The sequence below is a fragment of the Aeromicrobium erythreum genome, assembly GCF_001509405.1.
GTDB classification, from domain to species: domain Bacteria; phylum Actinomycetota; class Actinomycetes; order Propionibacteriales; family Nocardioidaceae; genus Aeromicrobium; species Aeromicrobium erythreum.
In genome coordinates this window covers 2617467-2643431 of the sequence record NZ_CP011502.1, presented here as the reverse complement: position 1 = coordinate 2643431, position 25965 = coordinate 2617467, and the positions used below count along the sequence as shown (strand labels likewise).

Sequence of the window (25965 nt, the reverse complement as noted above, 5' to 3'; positions counted from 1 at the left end):
GAGCCTTCGCAATCTTGGCAAAAGGGACGCTCTTGGTTGTCAGAACCTGGCGGCCTGCGTGCCTTCACCTCGACCGCCGCGGCCGCTGCACTGGATCGCGAGACGCCCCGGATCACCCGGACCGGGAGCACTGCACCAGGAGCGACGATGACGAACCAGAACCCCGCCCCGACCGCCGAGCAGCTCGACGCCGCCTGGGCGTCCGACCCGCGGTGGGCGACCGTGAAGCGTGACTACACCGGTGCCGACGTCGTGCGCCTGCGCGGCACCGTGCAAGAGGCGCACACGCTCGCCGACCTCGGCGCGCGCAAGCTGTGGGACTACGTGTCCGGCCAGGTCGAGGGCGTCGACTACGTGAACGCGCTCGGCGCCCTCACCGGCAACCAGGCGGTCCAGCAGGTCCGCGCCGGTCTGCGCGCCATCTACCTGTCGGGCTGGCAGGTCGCCGCCGACGCCAACCTCGCCGGACAGACCTACCCCGACCAGAGCCTGTACCCGGCCAACTCGGTGCCCGCCGTCGTGCGCCGCATCAACAACGCCCTGCAGCGCGCCGACCAGCTCGAGCACGCCGAGGGGCAGGTGACCCGCGACTGGTTCGCCCCGATCGTCGCTGACGCGGAGGCCGGGTTCGGTGGTCCGCTCAATGCCTACGAGCTGATGCGGGCGATGATCGCCGCCGGCGCCGCGGGGGTGCACTGGGAAGACCAGCTCGCGAGCGAGAAGAAGTGCGGACACCTGGGCGGGAAGGTCCTGGTCCCGACCCAGCAGCACGTCCGCACCCTCAACGCGGCGCGGCTCGCGGCCGACGTCGCCGGCGTGCCGACCGTCGTCATCGCCCGCACGGACGCCCAGGCCGCGACGCTCCTCACCAGCGACGTCGACGAGCGCGACCGTCGCTTCCTGACCGGTGGGCGCACGTCGGAGGGCTTCTTCGAGGTGTCGAACGGCATCGACCCGTGCATCGACCGTGGCATCGCCTACGCCGAGTACGCGGACCTGCTGTGGATGGAGACGTCCGAGCCGGACCTCGAGCTGGCGCGCCAGTACGCGGAGGCGATCAAGAAGGAGCACCCCGACCAGCTGCTCGCCTACAACTGCTCGCCGTCGTTCAACTGGAGGAAGCACCTCGACGACGCGACCATCGCGAAGTTCCAGCGCGAGCTCGGCGCGATGGGCTACACCTTCCAGTTCATCACCCTGGCCGGCTTCCACGCGCTCAACCACTCGATGTTCGACCTCGCCCACGGCTACGCGCGCACCGGCATGAGCGCCTACGTCGAGCTGCAGGAGCGCGAGTTCGGCGACGAGGTGCGCGGCTACACGGCCACGAAGCACCAGCGGGAGGCGGGCACGGGCTACTTCGACGCCCTCAGCACGACCATCAACCCGGCGTCGTCGACCACGGCGCTGACCGGGTCGACCGAGGAGGCGCAGTTCTGATGTGTGCACCCACGCGCAACGACATGCAGGTGCTCGGCCCGGTCGGGCCGCGCGACCACGAGGTGTTCAGCGACGGCGGGCTCGGCATCCTGCGCATGCTGCACGACCGGTTCGACGGACGTCGACGCGAGCTGCTGCGTCTGCGTCGCGACCGGGACTTCGCAGCCGCTCCGGGCGGAGGCCCCGACTTCCTGCCCGAGACCGCCGGCGTCCGCGAGGACCCGTCCTGGCGGGTGGCGGGAGCCGGTCCCGGCCTGGAGGACCGGCGGGTCGAGATCACCGGACCGGTCGACCGCAAGATGACGATCAACGCGCTGAACTCCGGCGCCCAGGGCTGGCTGGCGGACTTCGAGGACGCGACGAGCCCGTCGTGGCGCAACGTCGTCGACGGCCAGCTCAACCTGCACGACGCGGTCAGCCGGGTCATCGAGCACGAGGAGAACGGCAAGCGGTACGTGCTGGACGACGGTCCGCTGGCGACGATCATCGTGCGCCCGCGGGGCCTGCACCTCGACGAGGAGCACCTGCGGATCAAGGGTGCACCCATCGCCGGCGCGCTCTTCGACTTCGGTCTCTACGTCCACCACAACGCCAGGCGGCTCATCGAGCAGGGCACGGGTCCGTACTTCTACCTGCCGAAGCTCGAGAGCCACCTCGAGGCACGCTGGTGGGACGACGTGTTCACCCGCACCGAGCAGTGGCTGCGCATCCCGCACGGCACGATCCGCGCGACGGTGCTCATCGAGACGCTGCCCGCGGCCTTCGAGATGGAGGAGATCCTCTACGAGTTGCGCGACCACGCCGCCGGGCTCAACGCCGGCCGCTGGGACTACATCTTCAGCACGATCAAGAACCTCGGGGCCGACCCCGCCTACGTGCTGCCCGACCGAGCCGACGTGACGATGACCGTGCCGTTCATGCGCGCCTACACCGAGCTGCTCGTGAAGACGTGCCACCGCCGAGGCGCGCACGCCATCGGGGGCATGGCGGCCGTCATCCCGAGCAGGGACGAGGACCGCAACCGCGACGCCCTGGCCAAGGTCCGGGCCGACAAGGAGCGGGAGGCGGCCGCCGGCTACGACGGGTCGTGGGTGGCGCACCCCGGCCTGGTCGCGACGTGCCGCGACGCCTTCACGGAGGTGCTCGGCGACCGGCCGAACCAGGTCGACCGGCAGCGTGACGACGTCGAGGTGTCGGCCGCCGACCTGCTCGACGTCGCGGCCACGCCGGGCGAGGTCACGGCGCAGGGCCTGCGGGCGAACGTCTCGGTCCTCGTCCGCTACGTCGACGCGTGGCTCGACGGCCGCGGTGCGGTCGGGCTCGACGGGCTGATGGAGGATGCCGCGACGGCGGAGATCTCGCGCTGTCAGCTCTGGCAGTGGTGCCGGCACGCGACCCCCATCGACGGGGGTGGCGTCGTGACGCGCTTCCGCGTGGCGGCGCTGCTGGAGCAGGAGCTAGACGCGTTGGAGCGGGTGGGTCGACCGCCGGAGCGCATCGAGGCGCTGCGCCACGTCGTGCGGCGGGGTGCGCTCGGGGACGACCTCCCCGCGTTCCTCACCGACGACGCCTACCGACGTTTCCTCGTGACCCGCGAGGAGGCGGCGGCGTGAGCGACCTGCTCGCGACCGGCGTCCTCGGCGGCGACCTGACGGGTTCGGTCGCCGCCGAGGGGTGCGCCCGCGCCGGCCACGACGTGCTCCTCGTCGAGGCCGGCGCGAGCGCGCGGGACGGAGGCCGCGACCGGGTCGCGGCCTCCGTGACCCGTGCGGTGGAAGAGGAGGCCGACGGCGGGACCGACGTGCGCCTTCCTGGTCGCACGAGAAGCCGCCGACCCCGGCGCTCACCCTCCGCGTCCTGACGCCGGAACCGGAGCTCGGCTCACGCCCCGCGGCCCCGCGACGTCGGCCCGGTACGCTGCACTGGGCGCGTCGCGGTGATCGCACGCACCCGCGGGCCCCCGTAGCTCAGGGGATAGAGCAACGGTTTCCTAAACCGCAGGTCGCAGGTTCGAATCCTGCCGGGGGCACAGACGGTCGCGGAACGCTTTTGAGGGCCGGTGGCTGTGCGGAAGGTCGAAGGATGCTGCGTCGGTGTCGGGATCCCGTCGCGAACGCAGAAGCGTCCGACCTCCAGCGCACCGACGCAGAGTCCTGCGTGACCTTGGCTTCGGGCGAGACCCGCCGGCCTCACCCCCGCGGCGCCACCCGCAGGATCTTGTCGTCCGAGCCGTTCGAGGTGGTCACGTACAGCACCCCGCCCGGACCCCGCTGCACGCCGCGCAGCCGGCCGTAGGTGCCGGAGAGCTCCGACGGGGTGTACTGACGCACCAGGCGACGGCTGCTGTCGAAGGTCAGCAGGCGCAGGCTCGTGCCCTTGAGGGTCGCCACCGCGAGCGCGCCGTCGAGGCTTCCCCAGCCCGACCCGCTCACGAAGTCGGCGCCGCTGGTCGCGACCGTCGACGTGCCCGACCTCCACGCCGCCTGGCGCTGCGTGCCCGGGAGCGAGTCGTCGGTCATCGGGGAGTTCGCGCCCTCGTTGTAGTCGGGGTCGCCCGACGCGCGAGGGACCGGGTTCCACCCGTAGTTGCCGCCCTTGACCAGCACGTTCACCTCGTCGTCGCGGTAGGAGCCCTGCTCGACCGACCACATCTGGCCCGTCGACGGCTGACGCACGACGCCCTGCACGTTGCGGTGGCCGTACGTCCAGACCCGACGCTGCATCGCCGTGCGGGCCGACGCCCACGGGTTGTCGTCGTAGCCCCTGCCGGTCGTCGCCGAGACGCGCAGCACCTTGCCACCGCCGGACGTCAACGACTGCGGGATGCCGCCGCGGGCAGCGTCGCCCGTGCCGATGAACAGCGAGTCGGCCTTGCCCCGGCGCAGCGCGCAGCCGCCGTGGCGGCCCGTGCTCGACGGCAGGCCGACCACGACGTTGCGCACGAACGTCGCGCGGCCCGCGGACCGGTCCAGGCGCCACGCGACGACCCGGACGTCCCGCACGTCGCCCGAGCGGTAGCCGTGGCACGTGTAGAAGACGCCGCTGCGGGCGAAGTCGGCGGACTTCTCGATGCCCATGAGGCCGGTCTCACCGCCCGACCACATGCCGGCCGGACGCGACAGCACGACCGTCGAACGTCCCTGCGGGTCGCGCAGCGTGACCGACAGCCGGTCGCGCTGGGTGTAGAGCATCGACCCGTCGGGCAGGAAGGTGAGCGCCCAAGGATGCTGCAGACCTGCCTGCACCACGCGCACGTCGAGGGGTGGCGGGTCGGCTGCCGCGGTGGCGGCCGGTGCTCCTCCTGCGAGGGTGGCGGAGGCGCAGAGCGCCCCGCCGAGGACGGCCGTGACCACGCGTCGGGCTCTCATCGCCTCAGTATCCGCCTCCTGGCGCGATCTGCCAGCGCGCGAGCCGTTCACCCGTGCGTCGTCCGCTCGACGCGCGCCTGCGGCCGTGCCGTCGTACGCTCGCCGCACCTGCATCAGCACCCGTGGAGGGACCATGTCCCGTTCGACCGAGGACGCCTGGACCGTCGTCGTGTACGAGGTCAGCGGCGTGCCCGAGCAGCAGGACATCCTCGCCGACTTCCACACGGCTGCCATGAGCGGTGTCGTCGCCCTCGGCACCCAGGGCGACCTCGGGACCTACGTGGTCGTGGAGTGCCGCACCGACGACGACGCGTGGCTCGTCGAGGCCGTGGTGCACCAGATCGACCCGCACGCGCACCGACGCAGCGAGCACCCGCACCGGCCCGTCGTGGGTCCCGCCGTGCCTGCCGACGGCTGACGCTCCACGTGCGCCGGGCTGCGACGCCGCCCGCCTAGGATGGAGACCGACCCGTCGCCGGACGGGTCGCACCGACGATCCCGCCCGCAGGAGCTCCCTTGACCAAGCCCGTCGCCTCGTGGCTCACCGACATGGACGGCGTGCTCGTCCACGAGGAGCGCGCCATCCCGGGCGCGGCCGAGTTCATCGCGGCGCTGCGACGTCACGAGCGGCCCTTCCTCGTGCTCACCAACAACTCGATCTTCACCCCGCGCGACCTTCGTGCGCGCCTCCACGCGGCGGGCCTCGACATCCCGCAGGAGTCGATCTGGACCTCGGCGCTGGCCACCGCGAAGTTCCTCAGCGAGCAGCGTCCGGAGGGGACGGCCTACGTGATCGGCGAGGCTGGGCTGACCACCGCGCTGCACGACGTCGGGTACGTCATGACCACGCGGGACCCGGAGTACGTGGTGCTGGGCGAGACGCGCACCTACTCCTTCGAGGCGATCACCAAGGCCATCCAGCTCATCGAGAGCGGCGCGCGGTTCATCGCCACCAACCCCGACCCGACCGGCCCGTCGCCGTCGGGAAGCCTCCCTGCCACCGGCTCGGTCGCCGCGCTCATCACCAAGGCCACGGGGGTCGAGCCGTACTTCGTCGGCAAGCCCAACCCGCTCATGATGCGCACGGCGCTCAACCGGATCGAGGCGCACTCCGAGACGACGGTGATGATCGGCGACCGGATGGACACCGACGTGCTGTCCGGGCTCGAGGCGGGCCTGCGCTCCATCCTGGTCCTCACCGGCTCGACGGCGCCCGGACAGGTGGAGCGCTTCCCGTTCCGACCGACCCGCGTCGTCGACTCGATCGCCGACGTGGTCCCGCTCGTGACCGAGCTGGCAGAGGGCGACGCGGACGGAGCCTGACGGCTCGTCGGGTATTCTGGTCCGATCACGTCGCCCGATCGGCGGTCGTGAGAACGTCCACGCACGACGGAACATCACCCGACGTCACGGAGCCAGAACGTTGAAGGTCTTTCTCACCGGAGCCAGCGGAGTCATGGGGCGGTCCACCACGACCGCCCTCGTCGCCGCCGGCCACGAGGTCGTCGGGCTGGTGCGCTCCGAGCGTGCCGCCCGCGTCGCCGAGGCGCACGGGGCGAGACCGCACCGCGGCACCGTCTTCGACGTCGACGCCATGGCGACGGGCATGCAGGGCTGCGACGCCGTTGTGAACTTCGCGGGCCGCATGCCCGTGGGTCTCGCGATGCTGCGACCCGGTGCCTGGCGCCAGAACGACCGCATCCGCGCGGTCGGCTCGCGTCGGGTGGCCGAGGCCATGCTGGCCGCGGGTGTCCCGCGGCTCGTGCAGCAGAGCCGCTCGTCGATCTACGCCGACGGCGGTGACGCCTGGATCGACGAGCTGGCGCCCGTCGAGATCACCCGCGACACCGACACCGTGGCCGAGGCCGAGCAGCACGCCCGGGCCCTCGGACGTCGTGGCCGCGACGTGGTCGTGCTGCGCTTCGGCCAGATCGTCGGGCCCGATCCCGGCTCCCGATGGCTGCTGCGGCGCGCCCGGTCGGGTCGGCCCACCGGCTGGGGCGAGCCGTCGTCGTGGGTGCACCTGGTGCACGTCGACGACGTCGGCACGGCCGCCGAGGCCGCGCTGACCGCGCCGGCCGGGGTCTACAACGTGGGCGCGGAGCCGTGCCGTCGCGAGGACCTCGCCGAGCAGCTGGCGCTCGCCGGCGGACGACGCGGCGGTCGCTTCCACCACCGCGTCACGCAGCGACTGGCGGGGGTGCGGCTGGAGACCTTCGGACGCTCGCAGCGCATCACCTCCCAGCGCTTCGGCGACCGCGCCGGCTGGCACCCGATGTTCCCGAAGCTCACCCCGGACTGGTTCGACGGTGTCCTCTGACGACCTGACGTCCGACGCCGACCGTCAGGCGGCCGAGCAGGCCCGTCGGCGCCGCGCGGCCCTGCTGCTGGGCGACCTGCTGCCCGACACCACGCGCGACGAGCGCGGCGACGACGGGACGTCCGCCGGCTCGCGTCGCGACGACGAGCTGCTGCGGGACGTCCCGCCCCACCACGGCGGCTGAGCCCGGACCTGCCGGTCTCAGGGGGTCTGGCGCTGCAGCGCGTCGCGGATCTCCCGGAGCAGCTGGATGTCCTCGCTGACCCCGGCCGGCTCCTCCTCCTTGCCGCGCGCGAGCCGCTCGTTGATCGTCTTCATGGGCACCACGACGACGAAGTAGACGACCGCGGCAGTGAGCACGAAGGTGATGACGGCGGTGATGAAGGCGCCGTAGGTGAAGTTCTGGCCGTTGACGGTCAGCACGCCACCGGCCTTGCCGCCGCCGCTGACCAGCCCGATGAGCGGGTTGATGAACGACGTCGTGAACGCGGTGACCAGCGCGGTGAATGCGGTGCCGATGACGACGGCCACGGCGAGGTCGACGATGTTCCCGCGGAGCAGGAAGTCCTTGAATCCCTTGATCATGTGTCCCCCTAGGACGTCGGTGAAGGTCGTCCCCGAGCCTAGGGGTTCGCGACGACGTCGCGCGGCGTCCCACCCATCGGGCGAGGCGCGGTCAGTCGTCGCCCGCCTCGACCACGACGCTCAGCTGCGCCTCCACGCCCACGCGTGCGAGCTCCAGCGCGGTCCGGCGGGGGACGGTGAGCCAGAGGATCGGGGCGTCGGGGTCCTCGAGGTCGGGCACGGCGGCGACCACTGCGCCCGAGGCCGCCACGGACGCGCGCGGGCCGCCCGCTCCCGCCGCCACCGCCAGCACCTCGACCCGGTCGCCCACGCGCACGGCCTGGCCGCTCGTCGCGTCGGCCAGCCGCACGGCCGTCACGACGTGCCCCGGCGGCAGGCCGTCGACCGGTCCGGCCGCCAGGAGGCGGACGTCGGTGAACGCCTCGCCCCGACGCATCGGCCCGCCGACCCGTCGCCCCTCGAGGTCGTCGGACGACAGCAGGTGCTGGGGCGCCGCCCCTGCCGGCAGCAGCGAGGAGGTGACGTCGTCGGCGGAGAGCACCGTGCCGCTGGCGAGGTCGCGGGCGGCGACGGCCACCTCCACCTGGTCGGGCGGGCGGCGCACCGACGTGAGGGCCAGCAGCACCGCGAGGGCGGTGCACAGGGCGGCGAGCAGACGACGGTGCTCGAGCAGCGAGGAGCGCAGACGGTCCATCCGCGCACGCTAGGCAGCGGGCCGGACCCCGATCCAGCGCGTCTCCACAGGGGAGCGGGTCAGGCGGCGGAGCCGCCCGTGGACGACGAGCCGCTGCCCGAGGTCGACGTGCCGGACGACGTGCCCGAGGAGGAGCTCGACGACGTGCTCGACGACGAGGAGGAGCTCGAGGAGGACGAGCTGGAGGTGTCCGACGACGTCGTCGTGCTGCGGCTGTCGGTGCGGTAGAAGCCCGACCCCTTGAACACGACGCCCACCGCGTTGAACACCTTGCGGAGCCGGCCCTGGCACGCGGGGCACTCGGTCAGCGCATCGTCGGTGAACGACTGGTGCACCTCGAGCGCGTTGCCGCACTCGGTGCACTGGTACTGGTAGGTCGGCACGGTCTTCTCTCCTGGATGTCACCGGTCGGCGGGTGCCGCTCCGGCACGAGGTCTCCGACGTCAAAGGGTACAGTTCCCTGCATCGTGACCGACCCTGACTCATCCGGGACCCCGTGATGACCGAGCTCCTCCTCCTGGGACTCTCGTTCCTCCTCATGCTCGCGTGCGGCGTCTTCGTGGCGGCCGAGTTCTCGTTCGTGACGGTCGACCGCGCGACGGTCGAGCGCGACGCCGAGCGCGGCGACGCGGGCGCGGCCGGCACCCTCAAGGCGCTGCGCAGCCTGTCGACCCAGCTCAGCGGGGCGCAGCTGGGCATCACGATCACCAACCTGGCGATCGGGTTCCTCGCCGAGCCGGCCATCGGGCGGCTCGCGCGCGGACCGCTGGAGGACCTCGGCGTCACCGGCGGGGCGCAGAGCGCCGTCGCGTACGGGCTCGCGCTCTTCCTCAGCACCGTCGTCACGATGCTGGTCGGCGAGCTCATCCCGAAGAACCTGGCCCTCGCCCTGCCCCAGCGCGTGGCCGCCGTCGCCCAGCTGCCGCAGCGGGTGTTCACGCGCGTGATGGCCTGGCCGATCCGGTTCCTGAACGGCACGGCCAACCGCACCTTGCAGCGCATGGGCGTCGAGCCGCAGGAGGAGCTGCGCTCGGCCCGCTCGCCGGTGGAGCTGCGCTCGCTCGTGCTGCGCTCCGCCCGCGAGGGTGCCATCGACGACGAGACGGCCGACCTCGTGGCGCGCAGCATCGCGTTCGGTGACCGCACCGCCGCCGACGTCCGCACGCCCCGGGTCCGCGTGCACTTCCTCGACGCCCGCGACACCGCGCTCGACGTCATCGAGGCGGCCCGCCAGACCGGGCACTCACGGTTCCCGGTCACGGGCCGGTCGCCGGACGACGTCGTCGGCATCGTGCACGTGAAGCAGGCCGTCGCGGTCGACCCCGACCGACGTCGCGGCGTCCGTCTCGGCGACCTGGCCGGCCCCGTGACCACCGTGCCCGACAGCCTCGAGCTCGACCCGCTGCTGGCCCTGCTGCGCGAGCAGGGGATGCAGATGGCGGTCGTCGTCGACGAGTTCGGCGGGACCGACGGCATCGTCACCCTCGAGGACCTCGTCGAGGAGATCGTCGGCGAGGTGCTCGACGAGCACGACCGCGTCGCGAGCCGCAGCCGCCACCGTCCCGACGGCGCCTGGTCGCTCTCGGGTCTCCTGCGGCCCGACGAGGTGCTCGAGCAGACCGGGGTGGCCCTGCCCGAGAGCGAGGACTACGAGACGATCGCCGGCCTGCTGCACGCCGAGCTCGGTCGTCTCGGCGTGCGCGGCGACGTCGTCCACCTGCAGGTCGATCCGACCCCGGACGACGAGGACGACGACCCCGAGCCGCTGGACGTCTCGCTCACCGTCGAGCGCATGGAGGGCCGGCGGATCGACCGCGTGACCCTGACCGTGCAGGCCCCCGACGGTGCTGCTGCCGAGACCGGCTCGAGCAGGGCCGCCGAGCCGACCGCCGGCCCGGCAGCCGACCCGACCGGGGGCGGTGACGTCCGTGGGTGACTGGGTCGGGGTCGGGCTGACGTTCGTGCTGCTCGCCCTCAACGCACTGTTCGTGGCCGCGGAGTTCGCGCTCATCTCGGCCCGACGGACCCAGCTCGAGCCCCTGGCGCAGGCCGGGTCGCGCACGGCTCGGCTGGCGCTCAAGGCCGTGGAGAACGTCACGCTCGCCATGGCGGCCGCACAGCTCGGCATCACCATCTGCTCGCTCGGGCTCGGCGCCATCAGCGAGCCCGCGCTCGCGCACCTGATGGAGCCGGCCTTCGAGCTCGCCCACGTGCCCGAGAGCCTCGTGCACCCGATCTCGTTCGTGATCGCGCTGTCGGTGGTCGTGTTCCTGCACGTCGTGTTCGGCGAGATGGTGCCCAAGAACCTCGCGCTCGTGCAGCCCGACCGCGCCGCCCTCGTGCTGGGCCCGTTCATGCTGCTCGTCATCGCCGTGCTGCGGCCGCTCGTGGTGATGCTCAACGGCATCGCCAACCTGGCGGTCCGCCTGCTCGGCGTGCAGCCGGTGGAGGAGGTCGCCTCCACCTACTCCCACGACGAGGTCGCGGGCCTCGTCGACGAGTCGCGCCGCGAGGGTCTGCTCGACGACGACGAGTACGGTCTCGTGCAGGGTGCCCTGGAGTTCCACGACGGGCGGGTCGAGCAGGTGCTGCTGCCGCGCGACGGGCTCGTGACCGTCGCGCCGGAGGCGACGCCGGCCGACGTCGAGCGGGCCTGCGCCGACACCGGCTTCTCACGCTTCCCCGTCGTCGACGCCGACGGCGACCTCGCCGGCTACCTGCACATCAAGGACGTGCTGGAGACCGACGACGCCGCGCGCCGCGCCCCCATCGCCGACAAGTGGCTGCGGCCGCTGTCGACCGTCGGGGCGGGGTCGGGGCTCTACGAGGCCCTGCGGGTCATGCAGGCCAAGGGCTCCCACATGGCGCGGGTGGCCGACGGGTCCGGCCAGGTGCTCGGCGTGATCATGCTCGAGGACGTGCTGGAGGAGCTGGTGGGCGAGATCCGCGACACGGAGCGGCTCGGGAGCTAGGCCGGCGCCTCGGGCACGCGGAACACGCCGTTCTCGGTGACCACCACGTCGACCGGCAGGTCGTGCGGCTCGTGCGGCACCTCGGTCAGGAGCTCCTCGGCGTGCACGACGGCCACCAGCAGCGGCCGACGCCGGCGGGGGAGAACGGCGAGGGCGCGGTCGTAGTAGCCGGCGCCCCGGCCCAGACGACGTCCGGCGTGGTCGACGGCCAGCGCGGGCAGCACGACGACGTCGACGGAGGCGAGCGCGTCGTCGGGGAGCGTCGCGCCCACTGGCTCGTCGACGCCGAGCCGCGAGCGGGCGGTCGGGGCCGTGGGGTCGTGCGGCGCCCAGGCGAGGGAGCCGTCGCTCCGGCTGACCGGCACGAGGACCTCCACGCCACGCTCGAGCAGGCCCGCGAGCAGCGCCTCCGTGCCCGGCTCGCCGGGCATCGAGCGGTAGGCGGCGACCCGACGGGCGCGGGCCACCGAGGGCAGCGCCAGCAGGTGGGCGGCGACCGCGTCGTCGACGGCTCGGCGCTGCTCGAGGTCGCGACGGCGGCGCGCCTCCAGCAGTCGCGGACGCACCGCCCGCTTCTCCTCGGCGGCCGCGTCGTTCCGCTGGCGCGCGCCCGGACGGTCCATACGTCTAGCCTAGGCGCGTGGACGGACTCGAGCTCGCACGGAGCACCATGGAACGCGCCGGCGTGGCGGCACCCGCGATCGAGGTCTTCAGCGACTTCTACCGTCAGCTCGAGGGCGGTGCCACGGGCCTCGTCCGCGAGGCCGACGTCGACCCGCTGGTCGACGTCGACCGGGCCGCCGACGTCACCTTCGACCTCGACGCGCAGCGCGAGGCCGCCGCGGTGACGGCCGTCATCAAGCTCAACGGCGGGCTCGGGACCTCGATGGGCATGGACCGGGCCAAGAGCCTGCTGCCCGTCCGCTCCGACCTCACGTTCCTCGACATCATCGCCCGCCAGGTGCTCCAGGTCCGGCGCGACCTCGACGTCACGTTGCCCCTGCTGTTCATGCACAGCTTCCGCACGCAGGACGACTCGCTGGCACGGCTGCGGCAGCACGAGGGCCTCGAGGTCGAGGGCCTGCCGCTCGACTTCCTGCAGAACCGCGAGCCGAAGCTGCGCGCCGACGACCTCACCCCGGTGCAGTGGCCCGCCGACCCGGCGCTCGAGTGGTGCCCGCCGGGGCACGGCGACCTCTACACGGCGCTGCTCGTCTCGGGCGTGCTGGAGCAGCTCGTGGCCGCCGGCTACCGGTACGCCACCGTCTCCAACGCCGACAACCTCGGCGCGGCGCCCGACCCGTCGATGATGGCCTGGTTCGCCTCGACCGGAGCGCCGTACGCCGCCGAGGTGTGCCGGCGCACGCCCGCCGACGTCAAGGGCGGCCACCTCGTCGTCCGGCGCGCCGACGGACGCCTCGTGCTCCGCGAGACCGCGCAGACGGCCGACGACGACGCGGCGCTCGCCGCCGACGCGGACCGGCATCCTTTCTTCCACACGAACAACCTGTGGTTCGACCTGCCTCGACTGCTCGACACGCTCACCGAGCGCAACGGCGTGCTCGGCCTGCCGCTCATCCGCAACGAGAAGACCGTCGACCCCACCGACAAGACGTCGCCGAAGGTCGTGCAGATCGAGTCGGCCATGGGTGCCGCCGTCGAGGTCTTCGACGGCGCCACCGCCATCGAGGTCGAGCGCTCGCGGTTCCTGCCCGTGAAGACCACCAACGACCTCCTGCTGCTCCGCTCGGACGTGTTCGGCCTGGGCGACGACAGCCGCCTGCGCGCCACCGTCGACCCGCGGCCGCTCGTCGACCTCGACCGCCGCTTCTACACGACCATCGCCGACTTCGACGCCCGCATCCCGCACGCCCCGTCGCTCGCCGGGGCCTCGTCCCTGACGGTGCGCGGCGACTGGCACTTCGGGCGCGACGTGGTGGTCACCGGCGACGCGACCCTGGACGACGACGGCACGGCACGCAGCGTCCCGCAGGGTGCCCGGTTAGGCTGACGCCCATGTCTTCCGACGCAGGGAACGAGGCCGCTCCGCCCTCCGGCGACGCTGCTCCACCCCGGGGACCGCGTCCGCGCGTGCGTCCGGAGAGCGTGCCCGACGGCTTCCTGACCGTCGAGGACCACCTCGAGAAGATCCTGCGCGGCATCGGCCCGCTCGAGCCGTACGACCAGCCGGTCGTCGAGTCGCTCGGCCTGCCGCTGCACGCCGACGTGCACGCCCCGATCTCCCTGCCCCGCTTCGACAACTCCGCCATGGACGGGTACGCCGTCCGCGCCGAGGACCTCGCCCAGGCCACGTCGGCCACGCCCGTCGAGCTGCCGGTCGTGGCCGACATCTACGCCGGGTCGAGCCGGCCGTTCGCGATCTCCCCGGGCACGGCCGTCAAGATCATGACGGGTGCGCCGGTCCCGCGCGGTGCCGACGCCGTCGTGCCGTTCGAGGCCACCGACCGTGGCAACGCGCGGGTGCGGTTCACCGAGGCGGTGCGCGAGGGCCAGCACGTCCGTCGGGCCGGCAGCGACGTCGGCCAGGGCGACCTCGTCCTGCCGGCCGGCACCGTCGTCGGTCCGCGCGAGGCTGGCCTGCTGGCCTCGCTGGGCCTGGGAAGGGTCGCCGCCCGACCGCGACCGCGCGTCGTGGTGCTGTCCACCGGCAACGAGCTCCGCGAGCCGGGCGCCCACCTCGACTTCGACTCCATCTACGACGGCAACAGCTACATGCTCGCCGCCGCCGTGCGCGCGGCAGGCGCGATCGCCTACCGCGTGGGCGCCATCGGCGACGACCCGCGCACCTTCCGACGCACGCTGTCCGAGCAGCTCGTCCGCGCCGACCTCGTGGTCACGAGCGGCGGCATCAGCGAGGGCGAGAAGGACGTCGTCAAGGAGACGCTGTCGGCGCTCGGGACGGTCGCCTTCCCGAAGGTCGCCATGCAGCCGGGCAAGCCGCAGGGCTTCGGCACGATCTTCGACGAGCAGACCCCGATCATCACGCTGCCCGGCAACCCGGTCTCGGCCTACGTGTCCTTCGAGGTGTTCGTGCTCCCGGCCATCCGCCGGCTCATGGGCCTCACGCCGTACCGGCGGCCCATGGTGCACGCCGTGCTCACCCAGGACATCGCCTCCATCCCCGGACGCCGCCAGTACGTCCGCGGCGTCTTCGAGGTCACCCACCGCGGCGCCAAGGTGACTCCGCTCGGCGGCCACGGGTCGCACCTGCTCGGCTCCCTCGCCCAGGCGAACGCCCTGATCGTCGTGGGTGAGGACGAGACCGCCCTGAACCTGGGCGACACGGTCCGCACCCTCGTCCTCGACAGGCCGTTCTGACGTGACCGGTCCCGAGCCGTCCGCAGCGCGGCTGACGCACGTCGACGAGACCGGGGCGGCCCGGATGGTCGACGTCGGCGACAAGGACGTCAGCCGCCGCACGGCGACGGCGCGCGGGCGCGTCGAGGTGTCCGCCGAGGTCGTGGCCCTCCTGCGCGGCGAGGGCGTGCCGAAGGGCGACGCGCTCGGCGTCGCGCGGGTCGCCGGCATCATGGGCGCCAAGCGCACGCCCGACCTCGTCCCGCTCTGCCACCCGATCGCGATCAGCGGCGTCGAGGTCGACCTCCACGTCGCCGACGACGCCGTCGAGATCACGGCCAGCGTCCGCACCACCGACCGCACGGGCGTCGAGATGGAGGCGCTGACGTCGGTCACCGTCGCCGCCCTGACCGTCGTCGACATGGTCAAGGCCGTCGACAAGCGGGCGCGCATCACCGACGTCGAGGTCGTCGCCAAGGCCGGCGGCCGCAGCGGCGACTGGGACGTCCGATGAGCGCGCCCACCGACAGCCGACGCGGCGCCGTCGTCGTCGCGTCGAACCGCGCGGCCGCGGGCGTCTACGAGGACACGACCGGACCGCTGCTCGTCGATGCGCTCCGCTCCTGGGGCCTCGAGACCGCCGACGCCGCCGTCGTGCCCGACGGCGACCCGGTTGGACACGCCGTCGCCGACGCCGTGGCGTCGGGCGCGGCCGTGGTGCTGACCACCGGCGGAACCGGCATCAGCCCCACCGACCGCACGCCCGAGGTCACGCGGCCTCTGCTCGACCGCGAGCTGCCCGGCCTGGCCGAGGCGCTGCGTGCCGCGGGGGTCGCCAAGGGTGTCCCGACCGCGGTGCTCTCGCGAGGTCTGGCCGGCGTGGCCGGGAGCACCCTCGTCGTCAACCTGCCCGGCTCGCGTGGGGGCGTCAAGGACGCCATCCAGGTGCTCGCCGACGTCGTCACGCACGCCGTCGACCAGCTGGCCGGCGGCGACCACGCCGGCCCGGACCACCCGGGACCACGGGCGACGGCATGAAGGGCTGGCCCGTCGAGCTCACGCACGGCGACGTCGGCGTGCGGCCCTTGCGGCGCTCCGACGCCCGCGCCTGGGCACGGCTGCGGCGGGCCGACGTCGCGTGGCTGTCACCCTGGGAGGCCACGCTGCCGCCAGGCGGGGGAGCGGCACCGCTGTCGTACCGGGCGATGATCGTGACGCAGCGGCGTCGCGCGCGGCAGGGTCGGGCGATGCCCTTCGTCGTCACCTGGCGCGGCGAGATGGTCGGCCAGGTCACGGTCAACGGCATCTCGTGGGGCTCCGCCCGGTGGGCGAGCATCGGCTACTGGATCGCGCGACGTCACGCCGGCCGGGGGATCACGCCCGTCGCCGTCGCCCTCGTCGTCGACCACCTCCTCGACACCGTCGGTCTGCACCGGGTGGAGATCTCCATCCGGCCGGAGAACGAGGCCAGCCTGCGCGTCGTGCAGAAGCTCGGCCTCGACGAGGTCGGGCTGGCGCGCGGCTACCTGCACATCGACGGCGCCTGGCGCGACCACCGGGTCTTCCAGGTGCTCGCCGACGACCGTCCTGGCCGGCTGCTGGAGCGCGTGACCCGCGACGACGAGGCGCGACGTCGGTCGCCATCGTGAGTCACGCCTGCCACATCCGTCACAAACTTCACGCGACACACGACTGACCTGCGGAGATTCCCTCGGCGGGCGACCTACGGTTGATCCGTGGGTGCCAATGGACTGATCGTCGCGTTCGTCGTCGCCGTGTGGGCGGCGTACTTCGTGCCGCTCGTCCTGCGTCGGTACGACGAGGCGAGCTCCTCGGAGTCCCTGGAGTCGCTCAGCCCGTTGAGCCGCGTCATCTCCCGTCGCGGCCACGGCGAGCCGACCGAGGACGCCACCGACGAGGTGCCCCTCTCGGCGCCGGTCGACACTCCCACGAACGCCGCCGAGCCGACCCCGAAGGCCCCCACCGTGACCGAGACCCCGACCGCCCGCCGTGACGCGCCGACCCGCCGCGCCGCGGTCGTCGCCGCCCGTCGCCGCCGTCGCACGCTGCTGACCCTGCTGACCGCGCTCGCCGTGGTGGGTGGGCTCGCCGGCTTCTCCGTGGTCTCGCCGGTCTGGGTGGCCGCACCGGCCGCCCTGGTGGCGGCCTGGCTCGTCGCCTGTCGCGTGCAGGTCAGGGCCGAACGTGGCATCAGCCGCCCGGCGACCGAGCGTCGTCCGCTGTCCTCGCGGCTGCCGTCCGTCAAGCTTCCCGCGCGCGACACCACCGCGGAGCGCGCCTCGCGCCGCGCCGCGCCGCGCACGCCCGACGAGGAGCACACCGTCGTCGTCTCGCACCAGTTCGAGGACGTCGAGCCCGACCGCAAGCACGTCATGGAGAGGGCAGAGCTGCCGGCCGACGCCCTCGAGGAGAAGCTGCAGATCGCGGTGCCGTCGGTCAGCACCGCTGGCACCGCCCTCTGGGACCCGCTGCCGGTCACGCTGCCCACCTACGTCACCAAGCCGCGCGTCGGCCGCACCGTCCGCACCATCGACTTCGACGCCCCGGGTGCCTGGACGTCGGGTCACGTGGAGGGCGAGGACGTGGAGCTGCCGGGTCGCGCCCGGTCCGCGCAGGCGGCTCCCGAGACGTCGCGTCGCGCGTCGGGCGAGTAGCCGTCAGAGCCGTCCGGACCCCCTGCGGGACGAGACGGCACGGGTGCTAACCTGATCCAGACCTGGGGCATTGGCGCAGTTGGTAGCGCGCTTCGTTCGCATCGAAGAGGTCAGGAGTTCGAATCTCCTATGCTCCACCCGCATCACGAAGAGCCTCCCGGCATAGCCGGGAGGCTCTTCGTCGTTCCCGGCGACATCGCGCTCTCCTCCTCCGTCCATCGAGCGGGGTCATGCGGCTACGTGCGCGTCAGCGACGCTCGGCTCTCGCGACGTCACGCGCCGCGCGCGACCGAGACGGGGCCCGTGCAGCTCCTGCGTGGCGTGGTGCGTGCACCCGCTCGCAGCTCGATGCCGTCGTTCCAGGGTTTTCGGGACCTCCACGACCGAGCGGGACCCGCAAGGAGGGGGGTGGTTTGACGACCCCAGGAGGGGGTGTGTAATGTTCTTCTTGTTGCACCGCACGACGGGGCGCAAGGCCAGAAGGCCGGGTGTCCGGTGGGTGTGACCCGCTTGAACCGAAACGATCAATGCCAGGTTCGTCTGGAGACTGATCGCTGACAACGGCGAGCGAGGACTGGAAGACCGCGAGCTTGTCTCGCCCGAACCAGTCAGGTAGGTTTGACCAGCCCCTGGTGGGTGGGCCCTGATGTGGGTCTGTCTGGTGGGTGTGCGTCTGATGTTTGAGAACTCAACAGTGTGCTAAAAGTCGACGAGAAGTAATCAGTTTTACCCCCGTCGGCAGGTATGGTGCCTCTTTTTGGGGTGTTGTGTGTGTCGCGGTGGCAATTCCGACAATTTTGACTGTCAGCAGTCAGTTTGCCGGGTCATTTTGATGTTGGCCCCTTGTGGGGTTTTCAACGGAGAGTTTGATCCTGGCTCAGGACGAACGCTGGCGGCGTGCTTAACACATGCAAGTCGAGCGGTAAGGCCCTTTCGGGGGTACACGAGCGGCGAACGGGTGAGTAACACGTGAGCAACCTGCCCTTCTCTTTGGAATAAGCGTTGGAAACGACGTCTAATGCCGAATATGACCCCCTGTCGCATGGTGGGGGGTGGAAAGCTCTGGCGGAGAAGGATGGGCTCGCGGCCTATCAGCTTGTTGGTGTGGGTAATGGCCCACCAAGGCGACGACGGGTAGCCGGCCTGAGAGGGTGACCGGCCACACTGGGACTGAGACACGGCCCAGACTCCTACGGGAGGCAGCAGTGGGGAATATTGGACAATGGGCGAAAGCCTGATCCAGCAACGCCGCGTGAGGGATGACGGCCTTCGGGTTGTAAACCTCTTTCAGCAGGGACGAAGCGAGAGTGACGGTACCTGCAGAAGAAGGACCGGCCAACTACGTGCCAGCAGCCGCGGTAATACGTAGGGTCCGAGCGTTGTCCGGAATTATTGGGCGTAAAGGGCTCGTAGGCGGTTTGTCGCGTCGGGAGTGAAAACTCAGGGCTCAACCCTGAGCGTGCTTCCGATACGGGCAGACTAGAGGTATGCAGGGGAGAACGGAATTCCTGGTGTAGCGGTGGAATGCGCAGATATCAGGAGGAACACCGGTGGCGAAGGCGGTTCTCTGGGCATTACCTGACGCTGAGGAGCGAAAGCATGGGGAGCGAACAGGATTAGATACCCTGGTAGTCCATGCCGTAAACGTTGGGCGCTAGGTGTGGGGACCTTCCACGGTTTCCGTGCCGCAGCTAACGCATTAAGCGCCCCGCCTGGGGAGTACGGCCGCAAGGCTAAAACTCAAAGGAATTGACGGGGGCCCGCACAAGCGGCGGAGCATGCTGATTAATTCGATGCAACGCGAAGAACCTTACCTGGGTTTGACATATGCCGGAAAGCTGCAGAGATGTGGCCCCCCTTGTGGTCGGTATACAGGTGGTGCATGGCTGTCGTCAGCTCGTGTCGTGAGATGTTGGGTTAAGTCCCGCAACGAGCGCAACCCTCGTCCTATGTTGCCAGCACGTGATGGTGGGGACTCATAGGAGACTGCCGGGGTCAACTCGGAGGAAGGTGGGGATGACGTCAAGTCTTCATGCCCCTTATGTCCAGGGCTTCAAGCATGCTACAATGGCCGGTACAAAGGGCTGCGAAACCGTAAGGTGGAGCGAATCCCAAAAAGCCGGTCTCAGTTCGGATTGGGGTCTGCAACTCGACCCCATGAAGTCGGAGTCGCTAGTAATCGCAGATCAGCAACGCTGCGGTGAATACGTTCCCGGGCCTTGTACACACCGCCCGTCACGTCATGAAAGTCGGCAACACCCGAAGCCGGTGGCCCAACCCTTGTGGAGGGAGCCGTCGAAGGTGGGGCTGGCGATTGGGACGAAGTCGTAACAAGGTAGCCGTACCGGAAGGTGCGGCTGGATCACCTCCTTTCTAAGGAGCTTTTGGCTCGCCGCAGTGTCGGTGGGTCCATATGTGCTGGTCGTGGGCGAATGTCCTGCGCAGTGCAGCTCACTAGTGGACGTCGATTAGTTGGCCGGTCGTTGACTGGTGCTTGTCAGTACACCTCTTCCTTCGGGTGGGGGCAGGAACCTCGAGTATCTGGTGGCGGTCGCGCTTAGCACACTGTTGGGTCCTGAAGGATCAGCCGTTGGTTGGGTCTTCTTGGACCGTTCTTCCCGGTGAACCGCCCGCGTGTTGGTGGGTAGGCGTCGGATCGGAGTGCGGGACCGGACGTATCTTGAGAACTTCACAGTGGACGCGAGCATCTTGTAGCAATGTATGTAACAAGCTACTAAGTGCACATGGTGGATGCCTTGGCATCGAGAGCCGATGAAGGACGTTGGAGTCTGCGAAAAGCCCCGGGGAGGTGACAACCGACCTGTGATCCGGGGATGTCCGAATGGGGAAACCCACCTGGAGGAAAGTCCAGGTACCTGCGCCTGAACACATAGGGCGTGTGGAGGGAACGCGGGGAAGTGAAACATCTCAGTACCCGCAGGAAGAGAAAACAACCGTGATTCCGGAAGTAGTGGCGAGCGAAACCGGAAGAGGCTAAACCCTAGTGATGTGATAGCCGGCAGGCGTTGTCACTGGGGGGTCGTGGGGCCGAACTGCTGAGACTGCCGTATCAGCGAAGAGTCATAAACCATGAGTGAAGACGAGACCGACTGGAAAGTCGTGGCATAGAGGGTGATACCCCCGTAGTCGTAAGCTCATGGCTCTTGTTCGTTACCCCGAGTAACACCGAACCCCTGAAATTCGGTGTGAATCTGGCGGGACCACCCGTTAAGCCTAAATACTCCTCGATGACCGATAGCGGACTAGTACCGTGAGGGAAAGGTGAAAAGTACCCCGGGAGGGGAGTGAAAGAGTACCTGAAACCATGTGCATACAATCCGTTGGAGCTCTTCCTTGTGAAGGGTGACAGCGTGCCTTTTGAAGAATGAGCCTGCGAGTTAGCGTGGTGTAGCGAGGTTAAGGCGAGGGCCGTAGCCGTAGCGAAAGCGAGTCCGAACAGGGCGTTTGAGTTGCACCATCTAGACCCGAAGCGGAGTGATCTATCCATGGGCAGGTTGAAGCGCGGGTAAGACCGCGTGGAGGACCGAACCCACCTAGGTTAAAAACTGGGGGGATGACCTGTGGATAGGGGTGAAAGGCCAATCAAACTCCGTGATAGCTGGTTCTCCCCGAAATGCATTTAGGTGCAGCGTTGCGTGTTTCTTGTCGGAGGTAGAGCACTGGATGGGCTAGGGGGCCTACAAGCTTACTGAACTCAGCCAAACTCCGAATGCCGATAAGTGAGAGCGCAGCAGTGAGACTGCGGGGGATAAGCTCCGTAGTCGAGAGGGAAACAGCCCAGACCATCAGCTAAGGTCCCCAAGAGATTGCTAAGTGGAAAAGGATGTGAAGTCGCAGAGACAACCAGGAGGTTGGCTTAGAAGCAGCCACCCTTGAAAGAGTGCGTAATAGCTCACTGGTCAAGTGATTTCGCGCCGACAATGTAGCGGGGCTCAAGCAATCCACCGAAGCTATGGCATTCGCGCATGAACCAGGCCTTCGTGGTCCAGGTGCGTGGATGGGTAGGGGAGCGTCGTGTCGCGAGTGAAGCGGCGGGGTAACCCAGTCGTGGACGCGACACGAGTGAGAATGCAGGCATGAGTAGCGAATGAGGAGTGAGAAACTCCTCCACCGGATGACCAAGGGTTCCAGGGTCAAGCTAATCTTCCCTGGGTAAGTCGGGACCTAAGGCGAGGCCGACAGGCGTAGTCGATGGACAACGGGCTGATATTCCCGTACCGGCACTGAAGCGACCCTGCTGAATCCAGTGATGCTAAGTGCCCGAAACCGGTTTCCAGCTCCTTCGGGAGCATTAACCGGCAGAGCGCATGACCCGAACTGGTACTAGGCAAGCAATGGTGTGACGCAGGAAGGTAGCTCAACCGCGGCGATGGTAGACCGCGGCCAAGGTCGTAGGGCGAACGGTAGGCAAATCCGCCGTTCATGTGCCTGAGAGCTGATGGGGAGACGTTTTAGTCGAAGTGAGTGATCCTATGCTGCCGAGAAAAGCATCTAGCGATGTTTCAGAGCCGCCCGTACCCCAAACCGACTCAGGTGGTCAGGTAGAGAATACTAAGGTGATCGAGTGAATCATGGTTAAGGAACTCGGCAAAATGCCCCCGTAACTTCGGGAGAAGGGGGGCCGGATTCGTCAGTGGACTTGCTCCACGAAGCGTTGAAGGCCGCAGAGACCAGGCCCAAGCGACTGTTTACTAAAAACACAGGTCCGTGCTAAGTCGAAAGACGCCGTATACGGACTGACTCCTGCCCGGTGCTGGAAGGTTAAGGGGACGTGTTAGCGCAAGCGAAGCACAGAACTTAAGCCCCAGTAAACGGCGGTGGTAACTATAACCATCCTAAGGTAGCGAAATTCCTTGTCGGGTAAGTTCCGACCTGCACGAATGGAGTAACGACTTGGGCGCTGTCTCAACCATGAACTCGGCGAAATTGCACTACGAGTAAAGATGCTCGTTACGCGCGGCAGGACGGAAAGACCCCGGGACCTTTACTATAGTTTGGTATTGGTGTTTGGTTCGACTTGTGTAGGATAGGTGGGAGACTGTGAAGCTCGGACGCCAGTTCGAGTGGAGTCATCGTTGAAATACCACTCTGGTCGTACTAGATATCTAACCTAGGTCCGTTATCCGGATCAGGGACAGTGCCTGATGGGTAGTTTAACTGGGGCGGTTGCCTCCTAAAATGTAACGGAGGCGCCCAAAGGTTCCCTCAGCCTGGTTGGCAATCAGGTTTCGAGTGTAAGTGCACAAGGGAGCTTGACTGTGAGAGTGACAGCTCGAGCAGGGACGAAAGTCGGGACTAGTGATCCGGCGCTGGCATGTGGAAGCGGCGTCGCTCAACGGATAAAAGGTACCCCGGGGATAACAGGCTGATCTTCCCCAAGAGTCCATATCGACGGGATGGTTTGGCACCTCGATGTCGGCTCGTCGCATCCTGGGGCCGTAGCAGGTCCCAAGGGTTGGGCTGTTCGCCCATTAAAGCGGCACGCGAGCTGGGTTTAGAACGTCGTGAGACAGTTCGGTCCCTATCCGCCGCGCGCGTAGGAAACTTGAGAAAGGCTGTCCCTAGTACGAGAGGACCGGGATGGACGAACCTCTGGTGTGCCAGTTGTTCTGCCAAGAGCACGGCTGGTTGGCTACGTTCGGAAGTGATAACCGCTGAAAGCATCTAAGCGGGAAGCACGTTTCAAGATGAGGTTTCCCACTGGTTTACCAGGTAAGGCCCCCAGCAGACCACTGGGTTGATAGGCCGGAAGTGGAAGTGCAGCAATGCATGGAGCTGACCGGTACTAATAGGCCGAGGGCTTGTTTCACTACAACAAGAGCATGCGCGTCCACTGTGAGGTTCCCGAGATATGAGTCGGGAACGATTGATATCTCCATAGAGTTTCGGCGGCCATGGCGAAGGGGAAATACCCGGTTACATTCCGAACCCGGAAGTCAAGCCCTTCAGCGCCGATGGTACTGCGCGGGAGACTGCGTGGGAGAGTAGGACGCCGCCGGACAATCATTACGCACAAGGCCGCCCCCACTGGGGGCGGCCTTGCTGCATTTCACCAGGAGTACAAGGAATGAACCAGTCCTCTGGACGCGGCCCGAACCGCCCCCGCAGACCCGCCGAGACCCGCGGCAGCAGCAGGCCCGGCAAGCCGAGCGACCGGGGCGGCAGCAAGCCCGCCGACACCCGCGGAGGCAAGCCCGCCGAGACCCGCGGCGGCGGCAAGCCCGCCGACCGGCGTGGCGGCAAGCCCGCAGACACCCGCGGCGGCGGCAAGCCCGCAGACACCCGTGGCGGCAAGCCCGGGGAGCGTCGTGGCGGCAAGCCCGGGGAGCGTCGTGGCGGCAAGCCCGGCGACCGTCGTGGCGGCCCGGCCCGCAACCGCGACCGCGAGGAACGCACCGTCGACCAACAGACCTACGACGGACCCCCCATCCCCGACGACATCGCCGCCACCGACCTGGACCGCTACGCCCGCGACCAGCTCTCCAACCTCCCCGCCAAACTCGCCGACCGCGTCGCCCGCCACCTCATCATGGCCGGCCTCCTCCTCGACGAAGACCCCGAAACCGCCTACGCCCACGCCCTCGCAGCCCGCGCCCGCGCACCCCGCAACGCCCTCATCCGCGAAGCCTGCGGCGAAACCGCCTACGCAGCCGGCCACTACGCCCAAGCCCTCGCCGAACTCCGCGCCGCCCGCCGCATCAACGGCCAACACCTCTACGCCCCCATCATGGCCGACTGCGAACGCGCCCTCGGCCGACCCACCCAAGCCCTCACCTACGACACCCCCACCACCCGCAACCACCTCGACCAAACCGGCAACATCGAACTCACCATCGTCATCGCCGGCGCCCGCCGAGACCTCGGCCAACACCAAGCCGCCCTCCAACTCCTCCAAACCGAACCCCTCCACACCACCACCCGCGCCCCCTGGGCCACCCGCCTCAAATACACCTACGCCGACACCCTCCACACCACCGGCAACACCCACGAAGCCCTCCAATGGTTCCACCGCGTCATCGCCACCGACCCCCACCACACCACCGACGCACCCCAACGCATCACCCAACTCGAACACGAACTGGCGGCGCAGGAGGACGGAAAGTGAGTGGCCTGGACGGGTCGTCCACAGGCGTGCCGACGCAGCGCTGACGCAGTCCACAGGCCGTCAGGACGCCGTCGTCGTCGAGTCGACGAGCGGCCACGCTGGGGGGATGACGCAGCAGCCATCGCACCAGAACCTCGTCTCCCTGATCGGCCGGGTGTCCGGCACACCCGAGCAGCGGACCCTGCCGAGCGGCGACGAGATCGTCACGTTCCGCCTGGTGGTCCGCCGCGACCCGCCTCGGGCAGGGGCGCGCGCTCGGTCGCGGCAGACCGTCGACACGATCGAGTGCGTCGCGTGGACGGCGCGCCTCAGACGGACCGTCACGCGACTGGAGGATGGCGCGACCGTCGCGGTGACCGGGTGCCTGCGACGCCGCTTCAGCCGTGCGGCCGGCGGTGGCCAGAGCTGGTACGCCGTCGAGCTGGCCTCGTGCAGTGCGGTGGCCGCCGCTCAGTAGTCTCGGAGGCATGCCTCTGCTGACCAGCGACGTGCCGCTCTGCGAGGCTCACGACCTCGTCATGCTCGACCTCGACGGCGTCGTCTACGTGGGGGCCGACGCCGTCCCGGGTGCGTCCGACGCGCTGGAGCGTTGCGTGAGCCACGGCGCACGCATCGCCTACCTGACCAACAACGCCGCGCGGCCGGCCGGTGAGGTGGCCCAGCACCTGCGCGACCTCGGGATGCCCGTGCACGACGACGGTGAGGTCGTGACCTCGGCGCAGGCCGTGGCCCGCATGATCGCCGCCGACCTGCCGTCGGGCTCGCGGGTGCTGGTCGTCGGTGGACCCGGGCTGCGCGAGCCGCTCGAGGCGGCCGGACTCGTCTGCGTCGACTCCGCGGAGGACGACCCTGCGGCCGTGGTGCAGGGGTTCCACCGAGACATCGGGTGGCGACACCTCGCGGAGGCGGCGTACGCGGTCGCCGCCGGTCTCCCGTACTACGCCAGCAACCTGGACCTCAGCATCCCGACACCACGGGGCACGGCGCCCGGCAACGGCACCCTCGTGCGCGCCGTCGTGGCCGCCACCGGACGGGAGCCCCTCGTCGCCGGCAAGCCCGAACGTCCCCTCTTCGACGAGACGCTGCGCCGGACCGCTGCTCAGCGCCCCCTCATGGTCGGCGACCGCGTGGACACCGACATCGACGGCGCCACGCGGGCGGGCATCCCGGCGCTCGCCGTCCTCACCGGCGTGAGCGACCTCGCGGAGCTGGCGGCGCTCGCGCCCGAGCGCCGCCCGGGCTACGTCTCCCACGACCTGCGCGGCCTGGTCGACCACCACCTCGCCGTGGTCGTCGACGGGGACACCTCCCGGTGCGGCGACTCCACCGCAGAGCGCAGGGACGGCACGGTCGTGCTGACGGGCGGCGACCCCGCCGCCACCACCTCGGTGCGCGCCGTCCTCGGCCTGGCCTGGTCCGCCGTGGACGCCGGGCACGACGCGCCGGACGTGCGTCTGGGAGGATGAC

23 protein-coding genes, 2 tRNA genes, 3 rRNA genes and 1 pseudogene are annotated in these 25965 nt (G+C 69.5%); 24 read left to right on the top strand and 5 right to left on the bottom strand.

The annotated features are described in order from the left end of the window. Positions 1-147: 147 nt before the first annotated feature. The 4 genes from aceA (at position 148) to Aeryth_RS12475 (ending at position 3469) form a co-directional block, all read left to right on the top strand. Entirely contained in the window at positions 148-1440 is a 1293-nt protein-coding gene (aceA, locus tag Aeryth_RS12490; RefSeq protein ID WP_067859194.1) for an isocitrate lyase, read from the top strand. Further along, positions 1440-3053: a malate synthase A gene (gene aceB / locus Aeryth_RS12485; RefSeq protein WP_067859191.1), complete on the top strand. Its 1614-nt coding sequence runs from the start codon at positions 1440-1442 to the stop codon at positions 3051-3053. The genes aceA and aceB overlap by 1 nt, the downstream gene beginning before the upstream one ends. After that, positions 3050-3301 carry an NAD(P)-binding protein gene (locus Aeryth_RS12480; RefSeq protein ID WP_067859188.1) on the top strand — a complete coding sequence of 84 codons (252 nt, stop codon included), beginning with the start codon at positions 3050-3052 and terminating at the stop codon, positions 3299-3301. The genes aceB and Aeryth_RS12480 overlap by 4 nt, the downstream gene beginning before the upstream one ends. Positions 3302-3396: 95 nt before the next feature. Continuing rightward, a tRNA-Arg gene (locus Aeryth_RS12475) sits at positions 3397-3469 on the top strand. Between the two features lie 160 nt (positions 3470-3629). On the opposite strand, the gene Aeryth_RS12470 is transcribed toward Aeryth_RS12475, so the two are convergent. Next, entirely contained in the window at positions 3630-4808 is a 1179-nt protein-coding gene (locus Aeryth_RS12470; RefSeq protein WP_083516434.1) for a PQQ-dependent sugar dehydrogenase, read from the bottom strand. 133 nt (positions 4809-4941) lie between these two features. Between Aeryth_RS12470 and Aeryth_RS12465 the strand changes: the two genes are divergently transcribed. The 4 genes from Aeryth_RS12465 (at position 4942) to Aeryth_RS12450 (ending at position 7312) form a co-directional block, all read left to right on the top strand. Then, the gene (locus Aeryth_RS12465; RefSeq protein WP_067859182.1) at positions 4942-5226 is read left to right on the top strand and encodes a gas vesicle protein GvpO; all 285 of its coding nucleotides are present in this window, start codon (positions 4942-4944) and stop codon (positions 5224-5226) included. Positions 5227-5357: 131 nt separating this feature from the next. Further along, positions 5358-6131: an HAD-IIA family hydrolase gene (locus tag Aeryth_RS12460; protein WP_067861756.1), complete on the top strand. Its 774-nt coding sequence runs from the start codon at positions 5358-5360 to the stop codon at positions 6129-6131. A gap of 100 nt (positions 6132-6231) precedes the next feature. After that, positions 6232-7128 (top strand): NAD-dependent epimerase/dehydratase family protein, encoded by an 897-nt coding sequence (locus tag Aeryth_RS12455; RefSeq protein WP_257721378.1) that lies wholly within the window; start codon positions 6232-6234, stop codon positions 7126-7128. Next, on the top strand, positions 7118-7312 hold the full coding sequence (locus tag Aeryth_RS12450; RefSeq protein WP_067859176.1) for a hypothetical protein: 195 nt from the start codon (positions 7118-7120) through the stop codon (positions 7310-7312). The genes Aeryth_RS12455 and Aeryth_RS12450 overlap by 11 nt, the downstream gene beginning before the upstream one ends. A 17-nt stretch (positions 7313-7329) precedes the next feature. Here the strand turns inward: Aeryth_RS12450 and mscL are convergent, their stop codons facing one another. Both mscL and Aeryth_RS12440 read right to left on the bottom strand, forming a co-directional pair. Next, on the bottom strand, positions 7330-7713 hold the full coding sequence (gene mscL, locus Aeryth_RS12445; protein ID WP_067859173.1) for a large conductance mechanosensitive channel protein MscL: 384 nt from the start codon (positions 7711-7713) through the stop codon (positions 7330-7332). 91 nt (positions 7714-7804) lie between these two features. Next, positions 7805-8407: an SAF domain-containing protein gene (locus Aeryth_RS12440; protein WP_067859170.1), complete on the bottom strand. Its 603-nt coding sequence runs from the start codon at positions 8405-8407 to the stop codon at positions 7805-7807. A 78-nt stretch (positions 8408-8485) separates the two neighbouring features. On the opposite strand from Aeryth_RS12440, the gene Aeryth_RS18350 reads away from it, so the two are divergent. Then, positions 8486-8635: a hypothetical protein gene (locus Aeryth_RS18350; RefSeq protein WP_236749904.1), complete on the top strand. Its 150-nt coding sequence runs from the start codon at positions 8486-8488 to the stop codon at positions 8633-8635. 62 nt (positions 8636-8697) lie between these two features. Here Aeryth_RS18350 and Aeryth_RS18555 read toward each other — a convergent pair. After that, positions 8698-8742, bottom strand: a pseudogene (locus Aeryth_RS18555) (hypothetical protein); the annotation flags it as partial. Between the two features lie 164 nt (positions 8743-8906). Here Aeryth_RS18555 and Aeryth_RS12435 point away from each other — a divergent pair. Beyond that, positions 8907-10343: a hemolysin family protein gene (locus tag Aeryth_RS12435; RefSeq protein ID WP_083516432.1), complete on the top strand. Its 1437-nt coding sequence runs from the start codon at positions 8907-8909 to the stop codon at positions 10341-10343. Continuing rightward, positions 10336-11379 carry a hemolysin family protein gene (locus Aeryth_RS12430; RefSeq protein WP_067859168.1) on the top strand — a complete coding sequence of 348 codons (1044 nt, stop codon included), beginning with the start codon at positions 10336-10338 and terminating at the stop codon, positions 11377-11379. The genes Aeryth_RS12435 and Aeryth_RS12430 overlap by 8 nt, the downstream gene beginning before the upstream one ends. Here the strand turns inward: Aeryth_RS12430 and Aeryth_RS12425 are convergent. After that, a complete protein-coding gene (locus Aeryth_RS12425; protein WP_083516431.1) occupies positions 11376-12002 on the bottom strand; it encodes a 5-formyltetrahydrofolate cyclo-ligase in 627 nt (208 codons plus the stop codon). The genes Aeryth_RS12430 and Aeryth_RS12425 overlap by 4 nt on opposite strands. A 47-nt stretch (positions 12003-12049) precedes the next feature. On the opposite strand from Aeryth_RS12425, the gene Aeryth_RS12420 reads away from it, so the two are divergent. The 13 genes from Aeryth_RS12420 to Aeryth_RS12360 all read left to right on the top strand — a co-directional run bounded on the left by Aeryth_RS12420 (position 12050) and on the right by Aeryth_RS12360 (position 25964). After that, positions 12050-13390 carry a UTP--glucose-1-phosphate uridylyltransferase gene (locus tag Aeryth_RS12420; protein WP_067861750.1) on the top strand — a complete coding sequence of 447 codons (1341 nt, stop codon included), beginning with the start codon at positions 12050-12052 and terminating at the stop codon, positions 13388-13390. 80 nt (positions 13391-13470) lie between these two features. Further along, positions 13471-14718 carry a molybdotransferase-like divisome protein Glp gene (gene glp / locus Aeryth_RS12415; RefSeq protein ID WP_236749735.1) on the top strand — a complete coding sequence of 416 codons (1248 nt, stop codon included), beginning with the start codon at positions 13471-13473 and terminating at the stop codon, positions 14716-14718. A 64-nt stretch (positions 14719-14782) separates the two neighbouring features. Continuing rightward, positions 14783-15211: a cyclic pyranopterin monophosphate synthase MoaC gene (gene moaC / locus Aeryth_RS12410; RefSeq protein WP_083516627.1), complete on the top strand. Its 429-nt coding sequence runs from the start codon at positions 14783-14785 to the stop codon at positions 15209-15211. Beyond that, positions 15208-15735: a MogA/MoaB family molybdenum cofactor biosynthesis protein gene (locus Aeryth_RS12405; protein ID WP_067859162.1), complete on the top strand. Its 528-nt coding sequence runs from the start codon at positions 15208-15210 to the stop codon at positions 15733-15735. The genes moaC and Aeryth_RS12405 overlap by 4 nt, the downstream gene beginning before the upstream one ends. Further along, positions 15732-16346, top strand: a complete 615-nt coding sequence (locus tag Aeryth_RS12400) for a GNAT family N-acetyltransferase (RefSeq protein WP_067859159.1) — start codon at positions 15732-15734, stop codon at positions 16344-16346. The genes Aeryth_RS12405 and Aeryth_RS12400 overlap by 4 nt, the downstream gene beginning before the upstream one ends. Positions 16347-16433: 87 nt before the next feature. Then, positions 16434-17372: a divisome protein SepX/GlpR gene (gene sepX / locus Aeryth_RS12395; RefSeq protein WP_067859156.1), complete on the top strand. Its 939-nt coding sequence runs from the start codon at positions 16434-16436 to the stop codon at positions 17370-17372. A 64-nt stretch (positions 17373-17436) separates the two neighbouring features. Next, positions 17437-17509 (top strand) — tRNA-Ala (locus Aeryth_RS12390). Positions 17510-18226: 717 nt separating this feature from the next. After that, positions 18227-19745 (top strand): 16S ribosomal RNA (locus Aeryth_RS12385). A gap of 351 nt (positions 19746-20096) precedes the next feature. After that, positions 20097-23202: ribosomal RNA gene (locus Aeryth_RS12380) — 23S ribosomal RNA — on the top strand. Between the two features lie 75 nt (positions 23203-23277). Beyond that, positions 23278-23394, top strand: a 5S ribosomal RNA gene (gene rrf, locus Aeryth_RS12375). Together the 16S, 23S and 5S rRNA genes form the textbook arrangement of a ribosomal RNA operon. 66 nt (positions 23395-23460) lie before the next feature. After that, complete coding sequence (locus tag Aeryth_RS12370) at positions 23461-24498, top strand: tetratricopeptide repeat protein (protein WP_144433768.1); 1038 nt, start codon at positions 23461-23463, stop codon at positions 24496-24498. 106 nt (positions 24499-24604) lie between these two features. Beyond that, a complete protein-coding gene (locus Aeryth_RS12365; protein ID WP_067859153.1) occupies positions 24605-24955 on the top strand; it encodes a single-stranded DNA-binding protein in 351 nt (116 codons plus the stop codon). A 10-nt stretch (positions 24956-24965) separates the two neighbouring features. Next, positions 24966-25964, top strand: coding sequence for an HAD-IIA family hydrolase (locus Aeryth_RS12360; protein ID WP_067859150.1), 999 nt, complete (start codon positions 24966-24968; stop codon positions 25962-25964). Position 25965 lies beyond the last annotated feature (1 nt).